The sequence below is a fragment of the Paracoccus wurundjeri genome (assembly GCF_030678915.1).
Taxonomy (GTDB): Bacteria; Pseudomonadota; Alphaproteobacteria; order Rhodobacterales; family Rhodobacteraceae; genus Paracoccus; species Paracoccus onubensis_A.
In genome coordinates this window covers 227,245-243,772 of record NZ_JAUUTZ010000004.1, presented here as the reverse complement: position 1 = coordinate 243,772, position 16,528 = coordinate 227,245, and the positions used below count along the sequence as shown (strand labels likewise).

Below are 16,528 nucleotides of genomic sequence, written 5' to 3'. Positions count from 1 at the left end.
ATCTGCTCGTCAGTCAGCCAGAAAAGATTACTCATCGTGCCCCCACTGATCAGAGGGTATGAATCACGCAGCAACGGTCGGTGCAACCCAATTAATAGGTCCTGAGCCTAGTCCTCCGGGCGTTCCGGGTAAGCCAATCACGTTCTCCATGTTCTGGAAAAATTTAAGGCGAATTTCTGAATCATTAAGCGCCGCATCCGCGTGCCGCTGCTGAGCGAGAAGCCCGGTATTGACGACGCGTGCGATCCCGTCAATTCGTACTCCTCCGCTTTGGCCGCGAGAACTCACATGGATTTCGCGACGCGCAAAGCCCGGAGTTTTGGCATTCGCCAAATTGTCGGCGACAATTTCGGTTCCGCGCGAGGAAACGGCGAGTCCCGATACCGCGCTCAGCAATGCATTTCCCAAACTCATGCCACAACTCCTGATTAACCCTGGGACAATACGCTTTGAATTATCGTTTTATGTTAGTCGTCTCCTGCATCATCTCATCCACGGTCTGGATAATTTTTGCATTCGAAGCATAGGCGCGCTGGGTTTGAATCATATTCGTCAGCTCTTCTGCGATATCTGTGGTCGATGCTTCACGCGCATAGCCGTTGATCGTGCCTGCCGGCCCGTCTCCGGCATCCCAGAGAAAGAACCGTCCAGAGGTCTGGGATACTGTATATGTCTGGGCGTTCCCGGCGTTCAGACCGTTCATGTTGGGGACGGTAACAACGGGAATCTTGTAGTATGACTGGATTTCGTCATTATCATACTTCACTCGGAGAATACCGTTTTTATCAATCTCCGCCGAAACATACCTGCCTACCGGGGCGCCGTTCCGATCAATGTTTTCCTGAGCATAGGTGTCGCCAATCTGTTGCAGCAACTTGTTTTGCCCGCGTGGCTGACCGATCATCAGATCAAGTTCCCCTCCGGCGACATTCAGGGGAATGATACCTGTTTCCGGATCATAATCTTCTCCAGAAATTGTGGTCACCGAGGCGATTGAGCCTGCATATTCCGCGGTACCATCGAAGACCACGGTATATGAGCCGATCAGGTTATCCGTCGGTCCCTTGGCCAGATCCCTGACATCCATCCGCCAAGTCAACGACATGTCGTTCGTGTTCGACACCTGCGGCGTGTAGGTGATATCCAGAAACTCGGTCGTTCCCAGATTGGCATAATACTCGATCGTGGAGCGAGACACAGCGCCATCGGCCCCCAACGCGGTTTCGGTCGCAGGCAAGGTAACGCCCAGTTCAATTCGGGTCGTCGGGGTGCTTGTTGCCTGGCTGAGCGGCAGTCGTACAGGTGTTAGGCTGGATGAAGTATCACGAGATGGCGACGAAAATGTACCATCCGCGTTATAAGCCCAGCCCATCAACACCAATCCCGAGGCTGTTCGCAAATAACCGTCGGCATCAGGCTCGAAACTTGCGGTGCGGGTCATGAGCAGCGGCAGATTTGGAGAATCCGCAACCACATCGGCAATTCCCGTCGTGGGAAGCATTCCGCCACCGTCAATTGCCAAATCCAATGCGTTTTTGGTCGAAACAAGTGAGCCGGACTGATCCACCCGGCGGCCATTCGACGTGCGAACACCACCGGCGGAATACCCCCCGCCGCCGGTGCCGCCCAGGACGATCGCGTCGAATTCCGTTTCGACCCGACGATATCCCATTGTCGAGGAATTCGCGATATTATCCGAAATGGTGGCGAGCCGGATCGCATTTGCCACCAATCCGGCGACACCGGCACCCATTGCTGAAGTCATCGACATGAGAGAAACCTCTTTACCTGGTTCAATACCGGCAGCATCAGCGAGACAGTTTAAGATTCGCCTAACAGCACGATATTGCGCTTTAACGAAGCAGGATGACTTCGATCCGGTTATTGGCAGCATTCATGGGATTACCGTTGCGATTCTTCCGATCCGCAAAGCCGGTCACCCGCTGAATGCGCCGATCCGGCAATCCGGCCTGATCAAGCAGATTGCGCAATGTATGCGCCCTTGCATCGGACAGTGCCCAGACCGGCGAGGCAATCAGCGTCTCGGGATAGGCACGCACGTGACCAGAAATTGCCAAGTCATTTCTGGTGTCTTCAAGAACACGGGCAAGCACCGCTGCAATTTCTTTCAAAACCGGTCGTGCTTGGGCGGTATCTTCCACAAAAAGCGGCTGATCGGTCAGATCACCGACTTCGATTACCAGGCCTTCATCCGTCATTCTGGTGACAACATGGCGCAGCAGATTGGTCAATTGCTGAGATTCGGCACCGGTGCCGGTCAGCCGGTCCTGAACCTGCCGGGCCAGTTCTTCGAAATCAGAAGTCTTCTGACTATCGGGAAGATCTTCGAATATGGCGTGACGGATCCCTTGTTCCACACCATCACCGGAAGCGCCGGATTTCTGCACTATTGTTGGATTGAAATAATCCGCAAGGCCCGAACGCTGCTGTTCGGTCGTGGCATTCAGCAGCCACATCAAAAGAAAAAAGGCCATCATTGCCGTTACGAAATCCGCATAAGCGACCTTCCAGGCCCCGCCATGATGCTGCGCGTCACCCGCAGCAACGACCCTTTTGATAATGATCTTATTCTTGTCCACAGCCATGATTATACCCACCAATTGCAACGGGTGCATTTATGGAGAAGAACAATCAGGGAACAAGTTAATGCATCAAATGCAGTTCATTTTCGTACTCAGTCATAGCTGCGCCGATCCTCGATAACCTTGCCATCATTGGGAAGGCTGCCCGGCGGAACGATTTCGATCCGCCCCTTCAGTTTGAGCGTATCCACCACCGACCCCGCATAGACATTCGGGTCCCCCTGCTGCGCTTCGATCTGCACGGTCATCAGATCCATCTCACCCTCACGCTCGGCGATGATGCGCGCGCGGGTGATTTCAGGATGCCTGGCAATCAGCACCGCGACCTGTTCGGGCCGAACGAACATGCCCTTGATCTTCGTGGTCTGATCGGCACGGCCCAACCAGCCCCTGATGCGCATATTGGTACGCCCGCATGATGAAATCCCGGGCATCACGGCCGACAGATCACCGGTCGCGAATCGAATCAGCGGATAATCGGGGTTGAGCGATGTCACCACGATCTCACCGACTTCACCATCGGGCACCGGATCACCGGTACCCGGCCGGACGATCTCGACGATCACGCCCTCATCCACGATCATCCCGTCCAAAGCATCGCTTTCATAGGCGATATTCCCCAGATCGGCGGTTGCGTAGCATTGCCGTGTCACGATCCCGCGATCCGCATAGCCTTGCCGCAACGATGGAAACAGCGCACCTCCACCGACGACGGCCCGGGTTATGGACAGATGCAGACCCAGCTCGTCGGCGCGATCCAGAATGACCTTCAGGAAATCCGGCGTCCCCGCGTAACAGGTCGAGCCGATATCCACGGCGGCCTGCACCTGAAGATCGGTCTGGCCGGTTCCGGCAGGCAGAACCGCCGCATCGACAGCCCGGGCGCCGGAATCGAACATCATTCCCGCTGGCGTCAGGTGATAGCTGAAGCAATTCTGCACGATATCGCCACGTCCTATACCCGAGGCATGCAGAAAGCGGCCCAGACGCCACCAGTCGCGCTCGTGCCGCCCCGGTTCATAGATCGGTCCGGGGCTTTGAAAGATCAGATCGAATTCCGCGGGCGGCCGCGTGGTATAGCCACCGAAAGGCGGGGTTTTCTTCTGCGCCGCCGAGAGTTCGGCCTTGCGGATCACCGGCAAATGGGCAAGAGCGGCGCGATCTGTCACCTGCGCTGGCTCGACCTCCTGTAGCAGCCGAGCCAGCACAGGCGCAGCCTTGGCGCGGGCGATCGCCCTGGGCAGGGCCTGAGCCAGATCCGCGATACGCGCCTCGGGATCGCGGGTTTCCAGATCGTCGTAATTTCCGGTCATTGTTGCTCCTTACGCCAGCCAGCGTTTGCGGCGGCGGTAGCTGCGCACATTGCGGAAGGATTTCCGGCCCTCATCCGACATGCCCAGATAGAATTCCTTGACATCCGGGTTCTCGCGCAGGGCGGCAGCGGGACCATCCATCACGATCCGGCCATTTTCAAGGATATAGCCGTAATGCGCATAGCGCAGCGCCACATTGGTGTTCTGCTCGGCCAGAAGGAAGGTCACCCCCTCGCCCTCATTCACCGCCTTTACGATCTGGAAAATCTGCTCGACCAGTTGCGGAGCCAGCCCCATCGAAGGCTCGTCCAGCAGAATCGTCTCGGGGCGCGACATCAGGGCACGTCCCATGGCGGTCATCTGCTGCTCACCGCCCGAAGTATAGCCGGCCTGGGATTTGCGGCGCTCGCGCAGACGGGGAAAATAATCATAGACCATCTCGAGATCGCGCCTGATCGCCGCCCCGCCATCCTTGCGGGTATAGGCACCCGTCAGCAGGTTTTCTTCAACGGTCAGGTGTTCGAAACAATGCCGCCCTTCCATCACCTGAATGACGCCACGCGATACCAGCGCCGCGGGATTTCGCGCCGCCACCGGCTCGCCACGATAGAGGATGGAGCCCTTTGTCACCTCTCCCCGCTCGCTGGCCAAAAGATTCGAGATCGCCTTCAGCGTCGTCGTCTTGCCCGCCCCGTTACCACCAAGCAACGCGGTGATCCCGCCCTTCGGAACCGAAAGGCTGACGCCCTTCAGAACCAGAATGACATGGTTATAAATCACCTCGATATTATTGACTTCCAGCAGGGCTTCACCGTCTTCGGCGTCAAGCATGGACCTTCTCCGGCAATAGGGATCCGGCGGCAATCTCCGCCGCCGGGCATGTCATCAGCAATCGCGCGGGGTGACCCCGGCCTCCTTGGCGTAAGCCTCGCTGTCCTCGGTGATCAACGGCTCGAGGACCTCCTTATCCGGCTCGGTGAATTCGGTGATCAGGTTCCACTTGCCGGCCTCGGCATCCCATTGCTGCATCCGCGACATTCCGCTGCCACCGTGATTGTCGCAGGTCATCTTGATCTCGGGACCGAAATCGGGAAGGCCAAGCTCCGTCAGCCGTTCGGGCGTGATGTCAAGCTGCTCGAAACCATCGCGCAGCTGCTCGGGATTGATCTCCGAGGTCCCGGCAAGTTCCTGCGCCTTCAGGATCGCCTCGGAAATCACCAGCGCCGCATACATGCCGCGCGAATACAGCACCGAGCCGACATGCTCGCCGCCCTGCGAGGCCTTGCCCGGCTCGATCACATATTCCTGCAGGTCGTCATAGATCGGATAATCCGTACCGACGCCGTGGAAGGTCAGTGCCTTGTAACCGTTCGCCTGGGCGCCCACCGGCTTCACATCAACCTCGGAGCCTGACCACCAGATCCCGATGAAATTCTCCATCGGGAAACGGATATTCGCCGCCTCCTGAATCGCCGCCTGATTCATCACGCCCCAACCCCACATGATGACGTAATCCGGGCGATCGCGGCGGATTTGGAGCCATTGGCTTTTCTGCTCCTGTCCTGGCGCATCCACCGGCAGTTCGGTCAGTTCGAAACCGTGCTTTTCCGCCAGATCCTGAAGCGTCCGGATCGGCTCCTTCCCATAGGCCGAATTATGATAGACCAAGGCGATCTTCTTGCCGTTCAGATCGCCGCCATTCTCGTCCAGCAGATACTTGATCGCGACAGAGGCCCCGTCCCAGTAATTCGCCGGGGCATTGAAAATCCACTCGAACACCTTGCCATTCTTGGCCGAAGTGCGTCCATATCCCGGCGTATACAGGACTTTCTTGTCGACCGAGACTTTCGGAATAAGCTGATAAGTGATCCCGGTCGAAAGCGGGTTGTAAACCAATGCGCCCGAATCCTTGGTCGCCTCGTAGCATTCCACGCCCTTTTCGGTGTTATAGGCCGTCTCGCATTCCGGCACCTGGATCTTCTCACCGCCGATCCCGCCGTCACGTTCGTTCAGCAAAGTGAAATAATCGTTGAAACCATCGGCATATTGGGTACCGTTCGCCCCATATGCACCTGTGCGATAGGATAGGTTAGGCACCACCAGATCGGCCAATGCCGGGCTTGCCGCCATTATCCCGGCTGTCAGAAGCGCAGTAAATTTCCGTTTCATTGGGTCTCCTCCCCAAAGTTGAGATTGGCCGGTTGTCCCGGTCACTAAGATTAATGCGGGAATGGCCAGAGCCGGAGTTTTTCCTTGGTCAGTGCCCAAAGGCGCGCCAGCCCATGCGGTTCGGCAATCAGAAAGAACACGATCAGCGCACCAACGATCATCAACTCGAAATGCGCTGCGAGATCAGTGGCCCAGCCGAATTGCCCGACCAGCAGGTTCTTCAGCACCACCGGCATCAGAACCATGAAAGCCGCGCCCGCGAAGCTTCCAAAGATGCTGCCCAGCCCACCGATGATGATCATGAACAGAACAAGGAAGCTCTTGTTGATCCCGAACGCCTCGCCCACTTCCGCGGCCCCAAGATAGACCGAGAACAGCAACGCCCCAGAGACCCCAACGAAAAAGCTCGATACGGCAAATGCCGAAAGCTTGGCGGTCAGGGGATTCACCCCGATGATCTCGGCAGCGATATCCATATCGCGGATCGCCATCCATTTGCGGCCCAGCGTTCCCCGAGTCAGGTTCCTCGCCACCCAGGCCAGAATGAAAACAAACACCAGGCAGATCAGATATTTCGCCGCAGCGCTGGTCGACGGTCCGGTCACGGCAAGGCCAAATACGGTGCGCGTCGGCGCCGTGATCTGCCCCGATGCGGAATAATTGTAGAACCACGGCACCTTGTTGAAGAGCCAGACAAGAAAGAACTGCGCGGCCAGCGTCGCAACAGCAAGGTAAAAGCCCTTGATCCGCAACGAAGGCAGCCCGAACAGCATTCCGACGATCGCGGTGATGCCGCCGGCCAACAGGATATGGATGACGATATTGATCTCGGGGAAGGTGGTCATCAGCTTGTAAACGGCATAAGCCCCCACCGCCATGAAGCCGCCGGTCCCAAGACTGACCTGCCCGGCATATCCCGTCAGGATGTTCAGCCCCAATGCCGCAATGGCATAGATCAGGAACGGCACCACAACCGCATTCGCCCAATAGTCGTTGATGACGAAGGGCACGATCATGAAGGCCACGATCACCACGGCATAATAGGCGACCCGGTCCAGCCGGATCGGGAATGTCTGGCCATCGTCGCGATAGCTCGTCTTGAAATCGCCGGCCTCACGATACAACATTTGTCACTCCTGCCCGATCTGCCGGATTTGGATATTCATATGCAGAAGAAGGCCGTCCGGCTTCTTCTTCACCCAAACATCCCTGCCGGGAGGCATCAAACCTGTCCATCCTTCAGACCCTTTCGATAATCCTCTCGCCGAACAGCCCCTGCGGACGGAAGACGAGAAACAAAAGTGCCAGCACATAGGCGAACCAGTTTTCGGTCGCGCCACCGATCATCGGTCCGACGAAGAATTCGAACATCTTTTCGCCTACGCCGATGATCAGCCCGCCCGCGATGGCACCGGGAATCGAGGTGAACCCGCCAAGCATCAGCACCGGCAATGCCTTCAACGCGATCAGCGAAAGGCTGAACTGAACCCCGGATTTGGTGCCCCACATGATCCCGGCGACAAGCGCCACGAAACCCGCGATCGACCAGACCATCACCCAGATGAAGCGCAGCGAGATCCCCACCGACAGCGCCGCCTGATGGTCATCGGCCACTGCCCGCATGGCGCGGCCCTGCTTGGTATATTGCGCGAAGGCGACAAGGGCGGTGACCAGCAATGCCGCGATGATCGCGGCCCAGATATCGAGCCTGTCAATGAAGAATCCGTAGCCGAACCAGTTCGCCGAGACGCTCTCGATGCTTTCCGAGATTCCCTGCGGCAGCCCGACATCCAGGTTCTTGATATCCGCCCCCCACATCACATCGCCCAGCCCTTCCAGGAAATAGGCCAGCCCGATCGTTGCCATGAACAGGATGATCGGCTCCTGTCCGACCAGATGCTGAAGCACCAGTTTTTCGATCAGGAAGGCCAGCAGCACCATGACCGCACCCGCCAACAGGATCGCGAGAACTACGGGAACGGTCCAGCCGAAATATTCCAAATGAGTGCCGAATATCGAGTTGATCAGATGCGCGAAAGGCACCTGTCCCTGCTGTATTCCCACCAGCGTCAGCGCCGCGAACAAGGCCAGCACACCCTGCGCATAGTTGAAGACGCCGGACGCCTTGAAGATCAGCACGAAACCCAGGGCGACAAGCGCATACATCACGCCGGTCATCAGGCCGTTCATGAACACCTCGGCGGCGAAGATCAGTTGGTCCATCGGCCTGCCTCCCCTGTCTGCATGTCAGTCATGCGCCACCCCCAGATAGGCATCGATAACCTCTTGATTGTTCCGAACCTCATCGGGCGAGCCATCGCCTATCTTGCGGCCGTAATCCATCACCACCACGCGGTCCGAAAGATCCATGACGACACCCATGTCATGTTCGATCAGCGCGATGGTGGTCCCGAACTCGTCATTCACATCAAGGACGAAGCGCGACATGTCTTCCTTTTCCTCGACATTCATTCCCGCCATCGGCTCGTCCAGCAGCAAAAGCTGCGGCTCGGCGGCCAGCGCGCGGGCCAGCTCGACCCGCTTCTTCAGCCCGTAGGGTAGCCGTCCGACCGGCGTCTTGCGAATATTCTGGATTTCCAGAAAGTCGATGATCCGCTCGACCTGAGCGCGATTCTCGATCTCCTCGCGCTCCGCTAGCCCCCACCACAGCGCCTGCGACAGAAATCCCGCCTTCATCCGGTGCAGGCGCCCTGTCATGATATTATCCAGCACGCTCATCCCGTCGAACAGGGCGATATTCTGGAAGGTCCGGGCGATACCCAGCCGGGCTACCTCATAGGGTTTGACCGGTCCGCGCCGCTCGCCCCGGAACCAGACCTCGCCCTCCTGAGGAACATAAAAGCCCGAGATCACGTTGAGCATCGAGGATTTTCCGGCGCCATTCGGCCCAATGATCGCGCGGATCTCGCCCTCGCGAATGTCAAAACTGATATTCTTGATCGCCTCGACGCCGCCGAAACGCAGGGTGATATTCCTCAGCTCCATCAAGGTGCCGCCAAGCTGACGGCCGGCTGTGGCGATATCCGTCTGCGTATTCATTGCGCCGCCACCTTCTGCTGCACCGCATCACCGAAGACCTGCACATCCTCGATCCTTAGCGTCGCCTTTATCTTGCCCTTGCGGCCATCCTCATAAGTCACTTCGGTTTCGGTATAGATACCGTCTGAACCATCATAGAGAGCCCCGACCAGATCGGCGAATTTCTCGCTGATGACGGCGCGGCGAACCTTGCGGGTGCGCGTCATCTCGCCATCGTCGGGGTCGAGTTCCTTGTGCAGCACAAGAAAGCGGTGAATCTGGCAGTTGGACAACATCTCGTCACCGGCGACCGAGGCGTTGACCTCTTCGACATGGGATTTGATCGTGGCATAGACCTGCGGATGCGCGGCCAGTTCCTGATAGGAGGCATAGGCGATATTGTTCCGCTCGGCCCAATTGCCGACAGCGTTCAGATCGATATTGATCATCGCCGTGCAATAGTCGCGATTATTCCCAAGCACGACTGCCTCAAGAATATTTGGAAAGAATTTCAGTTTGTTTTCAACGTATTTCGGCGCAAACATACTGCCATCGGCCATCTTGCCCACATCCTTGGCCCGGTCGATGATGCGCAGATGTCCGGTCGATTCCTCGAAAAAGCCTGCATCGCCCGTCGCGACCCATCCGTCAGGATCCTTGGTCGAGGCGGTGCTGTCCGGGTTCTTGTAATATTCAACGAAAGTGCCGGGGCTGCGATAGAAGACCTCGCCATTCTCGGCAATCTTCACCTCGACCTCGGGAGACGGCACACCGACCGTATCGGAACGTACCTGGCCATCTGGCTGCTGGGTTATGAACACCGAGGCTTCGGTCTGGCCGTATAGCTGTTTCAGATTGATACCCAGACTGCGGTAGAAATCGAAAATCTCGGGGCCGATCGCCTCGCCGGCGGTGTATCCGACCCTGATACGACTATAGCCCAGCGTATTCTTCAGCGGCCCGTAAACCAGCAGCTTGCCCAGCCCATATGCCAACCGATCCGTGAATCCGACGGTTTCCTCATCCAGAAGCGCCGGTCCAACGCGCCGCGCGATCTTCATGAACCGGTCGAACAGCCATTTCTTGATCCGCCCGGCATCCTCCATCCGGATCATCACCGAGGTCAGTTGCCCTTCAAAGACCCGTGGCGGCGCAAAGAAATAAGTCGGGCCGATTTCGCGCGTATCCGTCGCCATCGTATGCGCGCTTTCGGGGCAATTGACAGTAAAACCAGCCCAAAGCGCCTGCCCCATCGAAAAGATGAAATCGCCCACCCATGCCATCGGCAGATAGGCGACGATTTCCTCGCGCATGGTCAGGCGGTCGAAATCGCAGGTATTCTTCGCCGTCTCGATAATATTGCGATTGGACAGCACCACTCCCTTGGGCTTGCCCGTCGTTCCCGAAGTATACAACATCACGCAGATGCTGCTCTCATCCAGTGCAGCAATACGCGCGTCCAGTTCAAGCCCCAGCCGGGGTTCCGCCGCCCGACCCTGATCCTGCGTATCGGCAATGGAATTCATACGGGAATGGTCGTATTTCCGCATCCCGCGCTTGTCGTTATAAAGGATCCGCTCGACCCCCTTGACGGATTCTTCGACCTCCAGAACCTTGTCCACCTGCTCCTGATCGCCGCAGATCACGAAGCGCGCGCCGCAATGCTCCAGCACATAAGCCATCTCTTCCGCCACCGCGTCCTGATACAGCGGTACCGGAATCGCCCCGCACATCTGAGCAGCGATCATGCTCCAGTAATGCGCGGGACGATTCCGGCCGATGACAGCCACGTAATCGCCCTGTCTGAGACCGAGAACCAGCATCCCGAGTGCAAGCGCCCTGATTTCTTCGGCCGCCTCTGCCCAGGTCCAGCTTTGCCAGATGCCGAATTCTTTTTCCCGATAGGCGGGCCTGTCGCCAAAGCGGGCCACATTCCGCGCCAGAAGTGCAGGAATCGAATGCAACGCGCCCGCAAGCGTCTGCTGGTCCGTCATGTCTCCTCCCTGTCGCATGCGTTTACCGCATGTCTGCCGAAGCGCCTCCCACCCCGGTTGACGATCACATTTGCCAGCAATCTTTACCGCAGTTTTGCGCGAATCCTACGAATTGTTACACCGCTTCGATTGAAACATTTCCATTTGAACCTGAACCGGTGCTAATCAGGTCTGCGGAGGACAGAAACACGAATGACGCCAACTGAGATGCGCGATGATCTGACCCGCTCGGGCCTGAACCTCATCGGTCAGGCATTGTCGATCTTCGACGCCGATCTGCGTCTGGCAGTAGCGAACCGGCAATATCAAAGCATGTTCGATCTGCCCGACGAACTCGTGAAGCCCGGCACCAGCTTCGAGGATACCATCCGCCACATGGTCAATCGCGGCGATTATGGTCCCCAGGACGACCCCCGGGCGGCCGTCGCCTCGCGCGTGGAACAGGCCCGCGCGTTCGAGCCGCATTACTTCGAGCGTCAGCGCGCCAATGGCCACTGGATCGCGGTCGAGGGCGCCCCACTGTCGCAAGGCGGCTGGGTCACCGTCTATACCGACATCACCCATAGCAAAAAGCAGGAATCCCTGCTGCGTACCCGGTCCGAGGAATTGTCCGAGCAATTGCTGGATCATACCGAACGGCTTGCCAGTGCCAATCGCGAACTGGCCGCAGCCAATGCCGCCCTGCAGGAAGCACAGCGGGTTCTGACGCAGATCGAAGCCCGTACCCGGCAAGTGACCGAGATGGTGCCCGCGCATATCGCGCATCTGGATGCCGCTTATCGCTATACATTCTCGAACCACCAGCAACCGACGGTCTTTCCCGGCAGTACTGGCAAGGTGATCGGAAGCACGGTTGCCGAAGCGCTGGGGGCCGAGACTTTCGCAACCCTGCAACCGTGGATCGACCGTACGCTGGCCGGAGAAGCGCAGGTCTTCGAAATGACCCACAGACCGTCGGGACATCGTGTTCGCATCGCGCTTACGCCTGACCGTCTGGGGCAAGGGGTCTATGTCCTGTCGACCGATGTCAGCGCCGAGGTGCAGGCACGCGAAGCACTGACGCATGCCAGCAAGCGCAGCCTTGCCGCCGGGCTGACCTCGGGAATGGCGCATGATTTCGGCAATCTGCTGACGATCATCCTCGGCCTTCAGGGACGGCTCGCCTCGATGGCCTTGCCAGCAGAGGCAGCCGAAGACGTAAAGGCGACCTTGGCCGCGGCTCGCCGTGGCGCCTCGCTTCTGGATCGGCTTGCCAAGATCAGCGGTCCCCGCGAAATCGCGTTGCAACCCGTGGAGCTGCGCCCACTTCTGAACGAGGTGGTGACACTCGCCCGCCCGTCGCTTCATGAGGGGGTGACACTTGTCCTGGCCGCCAGCTTGCCGGATGCGCCGCTGCTTCTTGATCCTGATGCCTTGCAGGATTCGCTTCTGAACCTGATCCTCAACGCGAATGCCGCGCTTGATGGGCCGGGACAAATCGATCTGACCGCACAGATCGGTGGCGACTGGATCGAAATCGCCGTCACCGATACCGGTCCCGGCTTCTCGAACGAAGCGCTTAAACGGGCAACCGAGCCTTTTTTCAGCACCAAGAAGGAACAGGGTTCGGGGCTTGGTCTGTCGATGGTCTATGACCAGACCAAACTGGTCGACGGGGTCATGCGGCTGGACAATACCGCCACAGGTGCCCGGGTCAGCCTGCGCCTGCCATACCGCCCGGTTACGCCGCAGATGATCCTGCTGGTCGAGGATGACGATACGATCCGCACCGATATCCGGAGCCAGCTGACCAGTCTGGGACATTCCGTCATCGAGGCAGGCAGCCTGACAGAGGCTCGCAGGATGACAGATCTGCCGGGATTGACGATGATCCTGTCGGATATCCATCTGGGCGACGGGCTTGGACTCGATCTGACGGGCGCGGGCCTGCCGATCGTGCTGATGAGTTCCGTACCGCAGGATGACCCGCTGCGGCGTTCGATTTCCGGGCAGGTCCTGACCAAGCCTTTCACCGCCGCCCGTCTGGCGGCCGCCCTGAACAGCGCAATCAAGGAATCCGCATGACAGATATTCCCGTTATCGCGATTCTGGATGATGAGCCCGAAATCCGACGCCTGCTGTCATCCGCCCTTGAAGAAGCGGGCTTCCGGACGCACAGCTTCGCCCGCGCAGCGGAGTTCGAGGCAGCTCTGCGCCGGATCACACCGGATGCCTGCCTGATCGACCTTGGTCTGCCGGATCGGGACGGACTTGCCCTTGTTCACCGGCTTGCGACGGAATCGGGGGTCGCAATCATCATCATTTCGGGTCGCGCTCAGGTGCAGGACCGTGTGGCGGGGCTGGAACTGGGCGCGGATGATTATGTCATCAAGCCATTCGAGCCGGTCGAAGTCGTCGCCCGTATCCGCGCCCGGTTGCGACGCCCGGCTCAGCCCGCCAGCCACGACGCCCAGATCGCCGGCTTCGCGGGCTGGACCGCGGATTTCGACCGTTATCTGCTGATTGCTCCCGACGGGACCGAGATTCCGCTCAGCCATGCCGAGGCCGAGGTGCTGCGCATGTTCACAGATGCGCCGCGCCGCCTGATTACCCGAACCCAGATGCTTGACGCATTGGGAGGCTCGGCCGGGGACAGTTTCGACCGCGCCATGGATGTCCGGATCTCGCGCCTGCGCACCAAGCTTCGCGAAGATCCCAGGAACCCGCAGCTGATAAAGACGATCTATGGCGCGGGTTATATTTTCCTTGCCGAAGTAACGTGACCTGCGTCTTCCGGAATATCATCCTGTCTGCGGGTCATCCTTCAGTGCACTGACGATATCGCAATCGGGCGCATCGGAACGGGAAGACCGGATATCGTCTACGCAGACAAGCGCACCCAGACCGGAACATGATCGCTGGGTTTTTCCCCTGCCCTGGCCTCGCGGTCTACTCCGGTTTCCTCAAGCAGATCGGCCGCCTGAGGCGACAGGAGCATGTGATCAATCCGGATACCGTCATCCTTGTTCCACGCTCCGCCCTGAAAATCCCAGAAGGTAAAGGGACCGCGTGTGGACCACGGATCGCGGGCGCGGATCGCATCGGTCCAGCCTTGCCACACGATTCTGCGCAAGGCCGCGCGGCTTTGCGGCAGGAACAATGCGTCTTCCCGCCATTTCTCGGGACTGGCGGCGTCGCGTGCTTCGGGGATGATATTGAAATCGCCCAGCATCACGACCGGCATCTCTGCCGCCAGCAATTCCTGGGCACGCAACCGCAGCCGCTCCGTCCAGGCAAGCTTGTAGTCGTATTTCGGTCCCGGCACCGGATTGCCGTTCGGCAGATACAATCCCGCGATCCGAACCGCCTGCGCGCCTGTTACGGTCGCTTCGATATAACGGGACTGTTCATCACCATCGTCGCCCGGCAGGCCGCGGATCACATCTTCCAGCGGCAGCTTCGACAGGATCGCCACCCCGTTGAAGCCCTTTTGCCCATGCGTTTCGATATTCCAGCCCAGATCCTCGAAATGCGCGCGCGGGAAGGTCTCGTCAACGGATTTGATCTCTTGCAGAACCACGACATCGGCATCTGCCCCGGCCAGCCAGTCGGTCAGCGCATTGATACGGGCCTTGATGCCGTTGATATTGAAGGATGCGATTTTCATGGCGACATAGTGGGGCGCTGCGACAGAATTGGCAAGCGCCGCGCAGGTCTTTTGGAGCAGGGGGCTGTCCGCCACCCGTCCGATCCGGACGGATCGGCCTACCCCGAGGATATTTCCGTGAAGAAGAAGCGGTTAAGGCTAATAGTTCAAATCGAGAAAGACGTACCGCAGCCGCAGCTAGAGGTGGCATTCGGATTCTCGATCGTGAAACGCGCTCCGATCAGTTCATCGGTGAAATCTATCACCGCGCCGGTCAGATAGGGCAGCGACACCGGGTCGACCACAACCTTCTGGCCACCACCTTCCAGAATCAGATCGTCGTCTTCGGCGTCATCCAGCCGGATATCGTACTGGAATCCTGAACAGCCGCCCCCCGCAACCGCCACACGAAGCGGGCGGGGATCGGTATCGGCATTGATCTCGGCCAGTTGGGCAAAGGCCCGTTCGGTCACTTTCGGAGGCACGTTCATGGGGCGTTCCCGTTTTCGTCTGCTTAATGGGAATATAGGCTTGCGTCGAACACCCTGCAAGGATGGTCCATGACTGTACCCTATGCCTGCCAACCCGAAGACAGCCGAGGCCGGCTGTGGTCCGAACAATTATCGACCTTCCGCTCGCCATGGCAACGGGACCGGGACCGGATCATCCATTCCTCGGCTTTCCGGCGGCTGAAGCACAAGACGCAGGTCTTTGTCGAGCATGACGGCGAGGAATATCGCGGCGATTATTACCGGACCCGGCTGACCCATACAATCGAAGTCGCGCAGGTTGCGCGAACCATAGCCGGGGCGCTGGAACTGAACACCGATCTGGCCGAAGCCGTCGCCCTTGCGCATGATCTGGGACACCCGCCCTTCGGTCATACGGGCGAGGATGCGCTGGCCGCGCTGATGCAGCCGTATGGCGGCTTTGACCATAATGCGCAGGCATTGCGGATCGTCACCATGCTGGAACGGCATTACGCCGATTTCGACGGGCTCAACCTGACATGGGAGACATTGGAAGGCATCGCCAAGCATAACGGCCCGGTGACCGGTCCGCTACCCTACGCGCTGGCCGAGGTGAATACCGCATGGGATCTGGAACTGCACACGAATGCAAGCGCCGAGGCGCAGGTCGCGGCGGTCGCCGATGATGTGGCCTATAACCATCACGACCTGCATGACGGGCTGCGCGCCGGTCTGTTCGCTGAAGAGGAACTGGCCGAGCTACCCGTCATCGGTCCGGCTTTTGCCGAGGTGGACCGGCTACATCCCGGACTGGATCGCATGCGGCGACGGCACGAGGCCCTGCGCCGGGTCTTCGGCGTGATGGTCGAGGATGTGATTGCCGTGGCCCAAAACCGGCTGACCGGGCTGCAACCCCGGTCGGCGCAGGAAATCCGCGACATGGACGGACCGATCATCCGGTTCTCGAAACCGCTGTATCAGAATATCAAGGCAATCAAGGCCTTTCTGTTTCAGCGGATGTATCGCGCGCCCTCGGTCGTGGATGAACGCCATCAGGTCACCGCTATTCTCAACGATATGTTTCCACTGTTCCTGAACGATCCTGCGCAGCTTCCGGAAGGCTGGCGGCAGGCCGCCGAGCAGGCCGGCAACAAGACCGAACGCGCCCGTATCGTTCTGGATTACGTCGCGGGCATGACCGATCGCTATGCGATTGCCGAGCATCAGCGATTGTTTTCGTCACTGAACAGATAATCCCAATGAATTATCAATCCTCCTCATGATCTTGTAGAAAATTATGAATTTGCGGGCGGGT

At 58.7% G+C, this 16,528-nt stretch carries 15 protein-coding genes; 3 read left to right on the top strand and 12 right to left on the bottom strand.

What is annotated here, in order from left to right; all coding sequences use genetic code 11:
- Positions 1-63 precede the first annotated feature (63 nt).
- The 10 genes from Q0601_RS06450 to Q0601_RS06405 all read right to left on the bottom strand — a co-directional run bounded on the left by Q0601_RS06450 (position 64) and on the right by Q0601_RS06405 (position 11,118).
- Positions 64-414, bottom strand: a complete 351-nt coding sequence (locus tag Q0601_RS06450; RefSeq protein WP_305288349.1) for a flagellar basal body protein — start codon at positions 412-414, stop codon at positions 64-66.
- A 40-nt stretch (positions 415-454) separates the two neighbouring features.
- Complete coding sequence (locus Q0601_RS06445) at positions 455-1,771, bottom strand: flagellar hook protein FlgE (RefSeq protein ID WP_305288347.1); 1,317 nt, start codon at positions 1,769-1,771, stop codon at positions 455-457.
- An 82-nt stretch (positions 1,772-1,853) separates the two neighbouring features.
- Positions 1,854-2,606: a flagellar motor protein MotB gene (locus Q0601_RS06440; RefSeq protein WP_305288345.1), complete on the bottom strand. Its 753-nt coding sequence runs from the start codon at positions 2,604-2,606 to the stop codon at positions 1,854-1,856.
- 89 nt (positions 2,607-2,695) lie between these two features.
- On the bottom strand, positions 2,696-3,916 hold the full coding sequence (locus Q0601_RS06435; RefSeq protein ID WP_305288342.1) for a phenylacetate--CoA ligase family protein: 1,221 nt from the start codon (positions 3,914-3,916) through the stop codon (positions 2,696-2,698).
- Positions 3,917-3,925: 9 nt separating this feature from the next.
- The gene (locus tag Q0601_RS06430; protein ID WP_305288340.1) at positions 3,926-4,747 is read right to left on the bottom strand and encodes an ABC transporter ATP-binding protein; all 822 of its coding nucleotides are present in this window, start codon (positions 4,745-4,747) and stop codon (positions 3,926-3,928) included.
- Between the two features lie 54 nt (positions 4,748-4,801).
- On the bottom strand, positions 4,802-6,085 hold the full coding sequence (locus Q0601_RS06425; RefSeq protein WP_305288338.1) for an ABC transporter substrate-binding protein: 1,284 nt from the start codon (positions 6,083-6,085) through the stop codon (positions 4,802-4,804).
- Between the two features lie 50 nt (positions 6,086-6,135).
- Entirely contained in the window at positions 6,136-7,212 is a 1,077-nt protein-coding gene (locus Q0601_RS06420) for a branched-chain amino acid ABC transporter permease (RefSeq protein WP_305288336.1), read from the bottom strand.
- A 112-nt stretch (positions 7,213-7,324) separates the two neighbouring features.
- Positions 7,325-8,308 (bottom strand): branched-chain amino acid ABC transporter permease, encoded by a 984-nt coding sequence (locus Q0601_RS06415; protein ID WP_305288334.1) that lies wholly within the window; start codon positions 8,306-8,308, stop codon positions 7,325-7,327.
- Positions 8,309-8,332: 24 nt separating this feature from the next.
- Complete coding sequence (locus Q0601_RS06410; RefSeq protein ID WP_305288330.1) at positions 8,333-9,145, bottom strand: ABC transporter ATP-binding protein; 813 nt, start codon at positions 9,143-9,145, stop codon at positions 8,333-8,335.
- Complete coding sequence (locus Q0601_RS06405; protein ID WP_305288328.1) at positions 9,142-11,118, bottom strand: AMP-binding protein; 1,977 nt, start codon at positions 11,116-11,118, stop codon at positions 9,142-9,144. The genes Q0601_RS06410 and Q0601_RS06405 overlap by 4 nt, the downstream gene beginning before the upstream one ends.
- 192 nt (positions 11,119-11,310) lie before the next feature.
- Here Q0601_RS06405 and Q0601_RS06400 point away from each other — a divergent pair, with 192 nt between their 5' ends.
- Positions 11,311-13,182 (top strand): hybrid sensor histidine kinase/response regulator, encoded by a 1,872-nt coding sequence (locus tag Q0601_RS06400; RefSeq protein WP_305288326.1) that lies wholly within the window; start codon positions 11,311-11,313, stop codon positions 13,180-13,182.
- Positions 13,179-13,880: a response regulator transcription factor gene (locus Q0601_RS06395; protein ID WP_305288323.1), complete on the top strand. Its 702-nt coding sequence runs from the start codon at positions 13,179-13,181 to the stop codon at positions 13,878-13,880. The genes Q0601_RS06400 and Q0601_RS06395 overlap by 4 nt, the downstream gene beginning before the upstream one ends.
- A 98-nt stretch (positions 13,881-13,978) precedes the next feature.
- Here Q0601_RS06395 and xth read toward each other — a convergent pair whose 3' ends face one another.
- The gene (gene xth, locus Q0601_RS06390; RefSeq protein WP_305288355.1) at positions 13,979-14,764 is read right to left on the bottom strand and encodes an exodeoxyribonuclease III; all 786 of its coding nucleotides are present in this window, start codon (positions 14,762-14,764) and stop codon (positions 13,979-13,981) included.
- A 146-nt stretch (positions 14,765-14,910) separates the two neighbouring features.
- Entirely contained in the window at positions 14,911-15,234 is a 324-nt protein-coding gene (locus Q0601_RS06385) for a HesB/IscA family protein (RefSeq protein ID WP_119751855.1), read from the bottom strand.
- Between the two features lie 69 nt (positions 15,235-15,303).
- Between Q0601_RS06385 and Q0601_RS06380 the strand changes: the two genes are divergently transcribed.
- On the top strand, positions 15,304-16,467 hold the full coding sequence (locus tag Q0601_RS06380) for a deoxyguanosinetriphosphate triphosphohydrolase (protein ID WP_305288315.1): 1,164 nt from the start codon (positions 15,304-15,306) through the stop codon (positions 16,465-16,467).
- Positions 16,468-16,528: the final 61 nt, after the last annotated feature.

Bases quoted from the DNA above. Each gene is read 5' to 3' on its own strand.
- Q0601_RS06400 (WP_305288326.1), top strand. From the start codon at position 11,311: ATGACGCCAACTGAGATGCGCGATGATCTGACCCGCTCGGGCCTGAAC.
- Q0601_RS06395 (WP_305288323.1), top strand. From the start codon at position 13,179: ATGACAGATATTCCCGTTATCGCGATTCTGGATGATGAGCCCGAAATC.
- Q0601_RS06415 (WP_305288334.1), bottom strand. From the start codon at position 8,308: ATGGACCAACTGATCTTCGCCGCCGAGGTGTTCATGAACGGCCTGATG.
- Q0601_RS06420 (WP_305288336.1), bottom strand. From the start codon at position 7,212: ATGTTGTATCGTGAGGCCGGCGATTTCAAGACGAGCTATCGCGACGAT.
- xth (WP_305288355.1), bottom strand. From the start codon at position 14,764: ATGAAAATCGCATCCTTCAATATCAACGGCATCAAGGCCCGTATCAAT.
- Q0601_RS06425 (WP_305288338.1), bottom strand. From the start codon at position 6,085: ATGAAACGGAAATTTACTGCGCTTCTGACAGCCGGGATAATGGCGGCA.
- Q0601_RS06405 (WP_305288328.1), bottom strand. From the start codon at position 11,118: ATGACGGACCAGCAGACGCTTGCGGGCGCGTTGCATTCGATTCCTGCA.
- Q0601_RS06410 (WP_305288330.1), bottom strand. From the start codon at position 9,145: ATGAATACGCAGACGGATATCGCCACAGCCGGCCGTCAGCTTGGCGGC.
- Q0601_RS06435 (WP_305288342.1), bottom strand. From the start codon at position 3,916: ATGACCGGAAATTACGACGATCTGGAAACCCGCGATCCCGAGGCGCGT.
- Q0601_RS06445 (WP_305288347.1), bottom strand. From the start codon at position 1,771: ATGTCGATGACTTCAGCAATGGGTGCCGGTGTCGCCGGATTGGTGGCA.
- Q0601_RS06430 (WP_305288340.1), bottom strand. From the start codon at position 4,747: ATGCTTGACGCCGAAGACGGTGAAGCCCTGCTGGAAGTCAATAATATC.
- Q0601_RS06450 (WP_305288349.1), bottom strand. From the start codon at position 414: ATGAGTTTGGGAAATGCATTGCTGAGCGCGGTATCGGGACTCGCCGTT.
- Q0601_RS06380 (WP_305288315.1), top strand. From the start codon at position 15,304: ATGACTGTACCCTATGCCTGCCAACCCGAAGACAGCCGAGGCCGGCTG.
- Q0601_RS06440 (WP_305288345.1), bottom strand. From the start codon at position 2,606: ATGGCTGTGGACAAGAATAAGATCATTATCAAAAGGGTCGTTGCTGCG.
- Q0601_RS06385 (WP_119751855.1), bottom strand. From the start codon at position 15,234: ATGAACGTGCCTCCGAAAGTGACCGAACGGGCCTTTGCCCAACTGGCC.